Origin of the sequence: Ensifer sp. LC11 (assembly GCF_001695835.1) — a bacterium.
GTDB lineage: Bacteria > Pseudomonadota > Alphaproteobacteria > Rhizobiales > Rhizobiaceae > Ensifer.
This window is the reverse complement of record NZ_MBSO01000034.1, coordinates 95,303-106,004: the sequence shown is the minus strand read 5'-3', so window position 1 is coordinate 106,004 and position 10,702 is coordinate 95,303. Positions and strand designations below refer to the sequence as shown.

The window sequence follows — 10,702 nt, the reverse complement described above, 5'->3', positions numbered from 1 at the left end:
TCTGAACGTAAGAATGTGTCGATACCGTCGGACTTATCCGGCGAGGTGCGCCGTATTATTTAACGGAATCAACACCACGCTGCACGGATGTACCTGGCGAATTACATCTGAAACAAAAAAGGGAGATGCAGGTCTCCCCACAAAGGTGCCCAATGACGAATATGCAGAAGTTCGATCTGTCGTCCGTCGAACCGGAAACCGGTACTCCCGCTGCCGACCGGCTGATCTCCGGGGCACCGCAGTTTCGGACCTGGAACCTGGAGGAAGCCGACGGCGGCCTCTATGCCGGCGTATGGGAATCGACGCCCGGCAAGTGGCGGATCGTCTATGAAGAGTGGGAATATTTCCACATCATATCCGGCTATTCGATCGTCACGCAGGATGGGGGCGAGGCGGCGCATCTTAAGGCCGGCGACAGCATGATCCTGCGCCCGGGCTTCGAAGGAACCTGGGAGGTCGTCGAGACGACCCGCAAGGACTACGTGATCCGCCTTTGACTTGCCGATGCCGAAGACCAACGATGTTCGGCGCCTCTCAAGCGCTCACCAGATGAGGTCGAGGCGTTCGAGACCGTGGAAGTGAAACGCGTCCTTCACGTCGGGCTCGCACTTTAACCGCATGTTCGGCAGGCGTTCAAACAGGATCGGCAGGGACAGTTTGAGCTCGAGCCGGGCCAGCGGCGCGCCGATGCAGAAATGCAGGCCGGCACCGAAGGAGACGTTGGCGCCTTCGTCTCGCGTCGGCTGGAACACGTTGGGCGTCGCGAATTTTTTGGGATCGACATTCGCCGCCCCGAGCAGCAGGCCGATCTTGTCGCCCTTTCGAAGCGTGATGCCGCCATCGAGCTCGACATCCGAAAGTGCGTAGCGCTGGAAAATGTGCAAAGGCGCGGCAAAGCGCAGGCATTCCTCGACAGTCAGCTGTGTGGCCGCTTCCGTGACAAACAGTTCGTTCGCAGAAAGCCTGGACTGCAGGATCGTTTTCACCGCATTGCCGATCTGGTGCACCGTCGCTTCGTGGCCGGCATTGAGGAGCAGGGCGGCGGTTGAAGCCAGTTCCGCCTCCGACAATCTCTCGCCATCCTTTTCCGAGGTGATCATGTGCGTCAGCAGATCGTCGCCGGGCTTGCGGCGTTTCTCCGCGATGACGCCTCTGAGATAGGTGGCAAAATCGGCCGAGGCCCGGTTGGCGTCGAGCTCGGTCTCGTAGCTCGGGTTGAAGACATACATCCTGACCATGCGATGCGACCAGTCGAGGAGATCGGGTGCCGCCTCGACTGGGATGCCGAGCATGCGGGCGATGATCGTCACGGGAAGCACTTCGGCAAAAGTCTTCAGCAGTTCGACCTCGCCGTCATCGGCGAAACCGTCGATCAACCCATGAGACAGTCGCTCGATATCCGGTCTCAGCTGCTCGATCTGTCGCGAGACGAAGGCGCGATTGACGAGCGTGCGCAGGCGCGTGTGCGCCGGCGGCTCAAGTTCCAGCAACGAATACTCTTCGAGCGCGTCGAAATCCTTCAAATGCGGCTTTGGTGATGGCAGGCCGAGCTCCTCGCGGGTCGCCACGTGCAGGATCTGTCGGCCGAAACGCCTGTCGCGCAGAAGCGCGTTTACGTCGTCATAACCTGCGAAATACCACTGCTGTCGCTCTTCCCAGAAGAAGGCCGGGCATTGCGCGTGGATCTCGGCATAGGCCGCGAGTGGATCGCGGAAGAATGCGGGATCGCGCGCATCGATGGAGACGCGCCTTTGGCCGCGGTCGATTGAAATGGCAGGCATGGCAGGGGCTCTTTGCAGGACTTGAACAATGCTCATTCATGGGCGACAGGACCGAGCGGGCGAGTGCGCAAGACGCCACGGTCAGCGACCTGGTTGCCGGGTTCCGGGCGAGCATTGACAGGGGCGCCGTCGGTGGTCAATCTCCCCTGGCTGCGTAGGGCGCATCGGTGAAGGTCGAAAGGGCAACGCCCACCTACGGTAGAGAGACCAAAGCTGCGCCCATGCCGAACCTAGAAAACCTCAGGAAGCAGGCCAAACAATATCTCAAATGGCATCGCGGACGGTATCATCCCGTTGCCGCCGAGATCAGGGCCCTCTTGCCGCATTTCCGGAACTTCGATGACAACGAAGTGCTGGCAGCGGACTTCAAGCTCGCCGACGCGCAGGAACTGGTTGCGCGCCAAATGGGATTCGACAGTTGGCAGGCGCTCAAATCAGGAGCCCTGACAATGACCACCCAAGCAACGCCAGACACGTCGCGGCCGATGCTGCGATCAACTGCCGCACAATTGTACGTAGCCGATATCAAGGCCTCATGCGCCTTCTACCGGGACAAGCTGGGCTTCGCCATCGACTTCATCTATGGCGATCCGCCGTTTTACGGGCAGGTGATCCGCGACAATGCGATCCTTGCTCTGCGGCTTGTCTGCGAGCCGGTTTTCGTCGGCGACATCCGCGAGCGCGAGGATCTGCTCTCGGCAGCGATCACTCTGGACACCGCCAGTGACATCAAGCAATTGTTCCTGGGCTTTCAGTCTGCCGGGGTGCGCTTTCATCAGTCATTGCGCACGGAACCCTGGGGCGCACGCACCTTCATCGTGCTCGATCCGGACGGCAATCTGCTCCTCTTCGCGGGGCCTGCCGACTGAGGGTGGTAAGGGACGAAGGATGCTGGCGCGGCTTGCGCGATGCCGACATCGCTGTCTGCGCAACGCTGCGGCTGCGAAAAACAAACTTCCCTTTCTCTCCCTTTTTCTGTGGCACCACGCGACCTATTTGCGCATGATGCGGCAGCAAGCAGGGAGCGGCATGGCAAAAAACCAGTCCAGTCTATCGGCGGGGATCGTGGCAGCGATCCGCAAGAGGCGCCCCACGGTCGTGCATCGCGAAGCCGCAGTCAGTCGCGGCGACATCGTCATCGCCTCCTACAACATCCACAAATGTGTCGGCACGGACGGCCGTTTCGATCCTGGGCGCACGGCCAATGTGATCAGTGAACTCGGCGCCGACATCGTTGCGCTGCAGGAGGCTGACCAGCGGTTTGGCGAGCGCGCCGGGCTGCTTGACCTGGACCACCTGCGCCGGGAGGCGCACCTCGTTTCGGTGCCGATCTCAGGCTTTTCGACCAAGGGGCATGGCTGGCACGGCAATGTCCTGCTGCTGCGCGAAGGTGCGGTTTCGGATGTGCGGCAATTGAAGCTGCCCGGCGTTGAGCCGCGTGGCGCGCTCGTTGTCGATCTCGACCTGAAGGTCGGCCCGTTGCGCATCATCGCCGCTCATCTCGGTCTTCTCAGGCACTCGCGCGCCCAGCAGGCGGAGGCGATCCTGGAGGCGGCGGCCGACGCAAACGGGCGTCCGACCTTGCTCATCGGTGATCTCAACGAATGGCGGATGGGGAGGCGATCGTCCCTGTCCTTCCTGAGCCCTGTATTCGACCCGTCGCATGCCACGGTCGCGAGCTTCCCCTCGCGCTTTCCCCTGCTGCCGCTCGACCGCGTGCTCGGCAACCCGCACAATCTGGTGACGTCGGTGGCCGTGCATGACTCCCCGCTTGCGCGGGTTGCTTCAGACCACTTGCCGGTCAAGGCCTCGATCGACCTGAAGATGGCTCAACAGCGCCAAGACCACAGGGAGAGCATGCGGAGCAAGGCCGGTCGCATCGGGTCGGTCTGACGGCGGGCGCGGGGCGAGCTTTCGATGTTGTCCTCCGTCCTGATCGCAGTTGCCGCCATCGTCGGCATGGTCGTGGCGACGATCCTATATGTTTACGGCCGGTTCGGACGGCGACCGCACGGCCCGCCGTCCGCAGCACTTCCGGTGGACGACGCCGGCACGGAACTCGATCGCTATCTGGCGCCAATTCTTGCCGCCCATCCGGACGCGAATGGCGTGGCGCTCGTCTCCGACAATATCGAGGCTCTGGTGGTGCGGGCGCATGCGGCGCGGCGCGCCGGTCGCAGCCTCGATCTGCAGTATTACTACTGGAAGGATGATCTGACCGGCCTTTTGCTCGCGCGCGAGATCCTTGCGGCCGCCGACCGCGGGGTGCGCGTCCGGCTGCTGCTCGACGATATCAACGCTGGCATTCACGATCGCATGTGCATTGCGCTTGACGCTCACGCCAATATCGACGTGCGGCTCTTCAACCCGAGCCGCGCCCGCACCGATCGCTTTCGTCGTGGCTTCGAAATGGCGATCCGCGCCTTCAGCGCGACCCGCCGCATGCACAACAAGCTGTGGGTGGCCGACGGCCGTGTGGCGATCGCCGGCGGCCGCAACATCGGCGATGCCTATTTTGATGCGGCCGAGCTATCCAACTTTCGCGACCTCGACGTCTGGATGGTGGGCCCGGTGCTGGAACAGGCATCGGCAATGTTCGACCGCTATTGGAACAGCGCCTCGGTTCTTCCGATCGCCGCCCTGCGCACCCCGCGCAAGCAATACCTGCCGGCGCTGCGCGATGCCGTCGATGGGTTTGCCCGGACGCCCGCGGGGCGCTTCTACCTCGAGCGCATCGACAAGGCAGCTCACGAGGCCGACATCTATCACGGCGCGCGGCAGCTGCATTGGAGCACGGACGTGCGCCTGGCATCGGATCCGCCGGAAAAGGCGCTGATGCAGCGGCGCCAGAACTGGTTGCTGCGCGAGCTTTTTCCCTTGATCGAAGCGGCGACACGCGATCTCAGGATCATCTCGCCCTATTTCATCCCCGGTGTTGCCGGCACGCGGGAGCTTGCCGCCATCGTCGCGCGCGGAGCGCGGGTTGCGGTGCTGACCAATTCGCTCGCGGCAACCGACGTCGCGGCCGTTCATGGCGGCTATGTCAAATATCGGCGAAAGCTCATCCGGGCCGGTGTCGCGCTGTTTGAATTGAAGGAGCAGGGGGATGTCGCCGACGGGCACCGCATGACATTGTTTGGGCGCCGCAATGCGAGCCTGCACAGCAAGGCCTTCGTGGTCGATGGCTTGAACGGCTTCGTCGGCTCGATGAACTTCGATCCGCGCTCGGCCTCGCTCAACACGGAAATGGGCGTCGTTTTTGCGGATGCCGCGCTTGCCGGCGAACTGGCTGAAATGTTCGAGCAGGAGACGTCGCCTTCGATCAGCTATCAGCTCGGGATCGACGGCTCGCGCCTTGTCTGGCGAGACCGCAGCAACGGCTCCGAGCGACTGTTGCGCCACGAACCGGATGCGAGCCTTGCCCGGCGCATGATTGCCGGCCTGATCCGCATCCTGCCGATCGAGTCCCAGCTTTAGCGGGCAACGTCGCATGATTTGTGCTTCATTTACCGATATCGCCGATGCCTGTGCGTAGTATTTGGGCATGCGGTCTCAACTGAGGATATTGGTGGAAAAATGTTCTATCGCCAACCATGTGTGGAGGACTGCTAAACTTCGTAGCGAAGGGGGCTTCGATTAAGGTTATCGAAGCTTCGCGACTTGAAGTGAAGGGTGTTGACACTCTATGTAGGGACAGAAGGTAAATCCCGTGATTCCCGGTTCGCAAAGGTTTTGCGAGCCCGATTGATGAAGGTTCGATATGAGAAATCCCGTTGATACCGCCCTGGCACTGGTGCCGATGGTTGTGGAACAGACCAACCGCGGTGAACGTTCCTACGATATCTTTTCGCGCCTTCTGAAGGAGCGCATCATCTTCGTCACCGGCCCGGTCGAAGATCAGATGGCCACGCTCGTCTGCGCCCAGCTTCTTTTCCTCGAAGCGGAAAACCCGAAGAAGGAAATCGCGCTCTATATCAATTCGCCCGGCGGCGTCGTCACGTCGGGCATGGCGATTTACGACACGATGCAGTTCATCAAGCCGGCCGTCTCCACGCTTTGCGTCGGTCAGGCCGCCTCGATGGGGTCGCTGCTTCTGGCCGCTGGCCATAAGGACATGCGCTTCGCCACGCCGAATGCACGCATCATGGTTCACCAGCCCTCGGGCGGTTTCCAGGGGCAGGCCTCCGATATCGAGCGCCACGCCAAGGACATTCTCAAGATGAAGCGCCGCCTCAACGAGGTCTACGTCAAGCATTGCGGCCGGACTTACGAAGAGGTCGAGCAGACGCTCGATCGCGATCATTTCATGAACGCGGACGAGGCTCTGAGCTGGGGCATCGTCGACAAGGTGCTGACTTCGCGCGAAGAGATCGAAGGTGCGGAGCAGGCCTGATAACGCGCTTTTGTGTCGCGATAGATGTAATTGTGACACAATTGTATTGGCTGAAGGGCTTTATCGACAGGGTAAAGCCGGTAATATGAACCGTTAATGCTATGTTGGATTCTGACGACGTAGTGTCCGGTTTGAGTTGGGAGAGCCGTTGCGGCCGCGTCGGGCGTATTTGCCTGGTACGGTAAGTACTCCCGGAAGCTCTGCGTGAGGTTGAGATGCAGGGCGAATTGAGTGGTCCGCGATACTTTGTCTGAAGTGTCCGGCGTGCTGGAAGGAAGTGGAAATGAGCAAGGTCAGCGGAAGCAACGGCGGTGACTCGAAGAATACACTTTATTGTTCGTTCTGCGGCAAGAGCCAGCACGAAGTCCGCAAGCTGATTGCCGGACCGACTGTCTTCATCTGCGATGAATGCGTCGAACTGTGCATGGACATCATTCGCGAAGAGAACAAGACCTCGATGGTCAAGTCCCGCGATGGCGTGCCGACCCCTCAGGAAATCATCAAGGTTCTCGACGAATACGTCATCGGTCAGCAACAGGCCAAGCGCATCCTGTCGGTTGCCGTGCACAACCACTACAAGCGCCTGGCGCATGCCGCCAAGGGCAGCGACGTCGAACTGGCGAAGTCAAACATCATGCTCGTCGGTCCGACCGGTTGCGGCAAGACCTATCTCGCCCAGACGCTCGCCCGCATCATCGACGTGCCGTTCACCATGGCCGATGCCACAACGCTGACCGAAGCCGGTTACGTTGGCGAGGACGTTGAAAACATCATTCTGAAGCTGCTGCAGGCTGCCGACTACAACGTCGAGCGCGCACAGCGCGGCATTGTCTACATCGACGAAGTCGACAAGATTTCGCGCAAGTCCGACAATCCGTCGATCACGCGCGACGTGTCGGGCGAGGGCGTTCAGCAGGCGCTTCTGAAGATCATGGAAGGCACGGTCGCTTCGGTGCCGCCGCAAGGTGGCCGCAAGCATCCGCAGCAGGAGTTCCTGCAGGTCGATACGACGAACATCCTGTTCATCTGCGGTGGCGCGTTTGCCGGTCTCGACAAGATCATCTCGGCCCGTGGCGAGAAGACCTCGATCGGCTTTGGCGCTACGGTTCGTGCCCCGGAAGACCGCCGCGTTGGCGAAGTGCTGCGCGAGCTGGAGCCGGAGGATCTCGTCAAGTTTGGCCTGATCCCGGAATTCATCGGTCGTCTGCCGGTCCTGGCGACGCTCGAAGATCTCGATGAGGACGCGCTGATCCAGATCCTTTCGGAACCGAAGAACGCGCTGGTCAAGCAGTATCAGCGCCTGTTCGAGATGGAAGACGTGGAACTCACCTTCCACGAGGACGCGCTGCGCGAGATTGCCCGCCGCGCAATCGTACGCAAGACCGGTGCCCGTGGTCTTCGCTCGATCATGGAAAAGATTCTGCTCGACACCATGTTCGAGTTGCCGACGCTCGAAGGCGTGCGCGAAGTGGTCATCTCTGACGAGGTGGTCAAGGGCGCAGCACGGCCGCTCTACATCTACTCAGAGCGGTCGGACGAGAAGGCCAACGTTTCGGCCTGACAGCGTCAAATTATCGCTTGAGAAGCCCGCCTCGTGCGGGCTTTTTCGTTTCGCGCACTTAGCTGTTGAGACAGGCGCGCCAGTGCGCAGATTTCACAATTCGATTGTTGCTAAAGTGTCTCAAACAACGCAATGATGTGACGATTCAGTGAAGGACCTTATTGGTTGCGGTCCAAGAGCTTTGTTATCCGTCGCAAGGTCCGCAACAGCATTGATGCGTAGTCATAAGGACCCGGCCACGGTTGGTGGATGTCGCGTCGAGCCTTGAAATGGACGCGGTTGCACTCCACCTTCATGTGGAAAACATGACAGCCGGGAGTGCCTGAAGGGCTCCCGGAAACGGGCCCGAAATCGGGACGGAAAGGAAATGACATGACGAACAAAACGTCACCGGCGACTGAAAGCGCGACCTACCCGGTCCTGCCGCTCCGCGACATCGTAGTCTTCCCGCACATGATCGTGCCGCTCTTCGTCGGCCGCGAGAAATCGATCCGAGCGCTCGAAGAAGTCATGGGCACCGACAAGCAGATCATGCTTGCCACCCAGATCAATGCCACCGATGACGATCCGGAACCCTCCGCGATCTACCAGGTCGGCACCATCGCCAATGTCCTGCAATTGCTGAAGCTTCCCGACGGCACGGTCAAGGTGCTGGTCGAAGGCCGCGCGCGCGCCAAGATTGATGGCTACACGGTTCGCGAAGAGTTCTACGAGGCTGGGGCGCAGACGCTGGACGAGCCGACTGAGGATCCGGTCGAGATCGAGGCGCTGAGCCGCTCGGTCGTCTCCGAGTTCGAAAGCTATGTGAAGCTCAACAAGAAGATTTCCCCCGAGGTCGTCGGCGTTGCCAGCCAGATCGAGGATTATTCGAAGCTGGCCGACACGGTTGCCTCGCACCTGTCGATCAAGATCGTCGAAAAGCAGGAGATGCTGGAAACCACCAGCGTGAAGATGCGTCTCGAAAAGGCGCTCGGCTTCATGGAAGGCGAAATCTCCGTCCTGCAGGTTGAAAAGCGCATCCGCTCGCGCGTCAAGCGCCAGATGGAGAAGACCCAGCGCGAGTACTACCTCAACGAACAGATGAAGGCGATCCAGAAGGAACTCGGCGACGGCGAAGACGGCCGTGACGAAATGGCCGAGATCGAGGAGCGCATCGCCAAGACGAAACTCTCCAAGGAAGCCCGCGAGAAGGCCGACGCCGAGCTGAAGAAGCTGCGCCAGATGAGCCCGATGTCGGCGGAAGCGACCGTGGTTCGCAACTATCTCGATTGGCTGCTCGGTCTGCCGTGGGGCAAGAAGTCGAAGATCAAGACCGACCTCAACCATGCCGAGGAAGTTTTGAACACGGATCACTTCGGTCTCGACAAGGTCAAGGAGCGCATCGTCGAGTATCTCGCCGTGCAGGCGCGTTCGTCGAAGATCAAAGGCCCGATCCTGTGCCTTGTCGGCCCTCCGGGCGTCGGCAAGACCTCGCTCGCCAAGTCGATCGCCAAGGCGACCGGCCGTGAATACGTGCGCATGGCGCTTGGCGGCGTCCGTGACGAAGCCGAAATTCGTGGCCACCGCCGCACCTATATCGGCTCCATGCCCGGCAAGGTCGTGCAGTCGATGAAGAAGGCGAAGCGGTCGAACCCGCTGTTCTTGCTCGACGAAATCGACAAGATGGGCCAGGACTTCCGCGGCGATCCGTCGTCGGCACTGCTCGAGGTGCTGGATCCGGAACAGAACTCGACCTTCATGGACCACTACCTGGAAGTCGAATACGACCTGTCCAACGTGATGTTCATCACCACAGCCAACACGCTGAACATTCCGCCGCCGTTGATGGACCGCATGGAAGTGATCCGCATCGCTGGCTACACCGAAGAGGAAAAGCTGGAAATCGCCAAGCGGCACCTGCTGCCGAAGGCGATCCGCGACCACGCGCTGCAGCCGAAGGAGTTCTCCGTGACCGACGGGGCGCTGATGGCCGTCATCCAGACCTACACCCGCGAAGCCGGCGTCCGTAACTTCGAACGTGAGCTGATGAAGCTCGCCCGCAAGGCCGTGACCGAGATCATCAAAGGCAAGGCCAAGAAGGTCGAGGTTACTGCGCACAACATCAACGACTACCTGGGCGTGCCGCGCTTCCGCCACGGCGAAGCCGAACGCGACGATCAGGTCGGTGTTGTGACCGGGCTTGCCTGGACTGAGGTCGGCGGCGAGTTGCTGACGATCGAGGGCGTCATGATGCCTGGCAAGGGTCGCATGACGGTCACGGGTAACCTGCGCGACGTGATGAAGGAATCGATTTCGGCGGCGGCGTCTTATGTCCGCTCGCGGGCGATCGATTTCGGCATCGAGCCGCCGCTGTTCGACAAGCGCGACATCCACGTGCACCTGCCGGAAGGTGCGACGCCCAAGGACGGCCCTTCGGCCGGTGTCGCCATGGCAACCGCGATCGTGTCGATCATGACGGGCATCCCGATCTCGAAGGATGTCGCAATGACCGGCGAAATCACGCTGCGCGGCCGGGTGCTGCCGATCGGCGGTCTCAAGGAGAAGCTCTTGGCGGCTCTCAGAGGCGGCATCAAGAAGGTGCTGATCCCTGAAGAGAACGCCAAGGATCTCGCCGAGATCCCGGACAACGTGAAGAACGCGCTCGAGATCATCCCGGTTTCGCGGATGGGCGAGGTGCTTGTGCACGCGCTGGTGCGCATGCCGGAACCGATCGAATGGGATCCGGCAAACGAGCCTGCGACCGTAACACCGGTTGATTCGCAGGACGAAGCGGGCTCCTCGATCGCTCACTAACGGGTGCCAGGAAATGGGTGCAGCCGGCTCGCGCGGCGCCCATTTTGCAGAAAAATTGGGAAGACCGGCCTCTGGCCGGTCTTTTTTGTTGTAAAAGCACCCCACAAGCCTTGCATTCCAAGGGATTAGGCGCAATTGGGAAAGGCAAGACGCGGGCGATGCGCAAGCCGCCGC

General features: G+C 60.8%; 8 protein-coding genes. 7 read left to right on the top strand and 1 reads right to left on the bottom strand.

What is annotated here, in order from left to right:
- Positions 1 to 152: 152 nt before the first annotated feature.
- Positions 153 to 497 (top strand): cupin domain-containing protein, encoded by a 345-nt coding sequence (locus tag BBX50_RS21815; protein WP_065777410.1) that lies wholly within the window; start codon positions 153 to 155, stop codon positions 495 to 497.
- A 45-nt stretch (positions 498 to 542) separates the two neighbouring features.
- On the opposite strand, the gene BBX50_RS21810 is transcribed toward BBX50_RS21815, so the two are convergent.
- Positions 543 to 1,781 (bottom strand): cytochrome P450, encoded by a 1,239-nt coding sequence (locus BBX50_RS21810; protein ID WP_065777409.1) that lies wholly within the window; start codon positions 1,779 to 1,781, stop codon positions 543 to 545.
- Positions 1,782 to 2,002: 221 nt separating this feature from the next.
- Between BBX50_RS21810 and BBX50_RS21805 the strand changes: the two genes are divergently transcribed.
- The 6 genes from BBX50_RS21805 to lon all read left to right on the top strand — a co-directional run bounded on the left by BBX50_RS21805 (position 2,003) and on the right by lon (position 10,528).
- Positions 2,003 to 2,650 (top strand): VOC family protein, encoded by a 648-nt coding sequence (locus BBX50_RS21805; protein WP_065777408.1) that lies wholly within the window; start codon positions 2,003 to 2,005, stop codon positions 2,648 to 2,650.
- A gap of 160 nt (positions 2,651 to 2,810) precedes the next feature.
- Positions 2,811 to 3,674 (top strand): endonuclease/exonuclease/phosphatase family protein, encoded by an 864-nt coding sequence (locus BBX50_RS21800; RefSeq protein ID WP_065777535.1) that lies wholly within the window; start codon positions 2,811 to 2,813, stop codon positions 3,672 to 3,674.
- A 24-nt stretch (positions 3,675 to 3,698) separates the two neighbouring features.
- Positions 3,699 to 5,258, top strand: coding sequence for a phospholipase D family protein (locus tag BBX50_RS21795; RefSeq protein ID WP_065777407.1), 1,560 nt, complete (start codon positions 3,699 to 3,701; stop codon positions 5,256 to 5,258).
- Positions 5,259 to 5,541: 283 nt separating this feature from the next.
- Positions 5,542 to 6,174, top strand: a complete 633-nt coding sequence (locus BBX50_RS21790) for an ATP-dependent Clp protease proteolytic subunit (RefSeq protein ID WP_065777406.1) — start codon at positions 5,542 to 5,544, stop codon at positions 6,172 to 6,174.
- A gap of 283 nt (positions 6,175 to 6,457) precedes the next feature.
- Entirely contained in the window at positions 6,458 to 7,735 is a 1,278-nt protein-coding gene (clpX, locus tag BBX50_RS21785) for an ATP-dependent Clp protease ATP-binding subunit ClpX (RefSeq protein WP_065777405.1), read from the top strand.
- Between the two features lie 372 nt (positions 7,736 to 8,107).
- Positions 8,108 to 10,528: an endopeptidase La gene (lon, locus tag BBX50_RS21780; RefSeq protein WP_065777404.1), complete on the top strand. Its 2,421-nt coding sequence runs from the start codon at positions 8,108 to 8,110 to the stop codon at positions 10,526 to 10,528.
- The last annotated feature ends 174 nt before the right edge of the window (positions 10,529 to 10,702 follow it).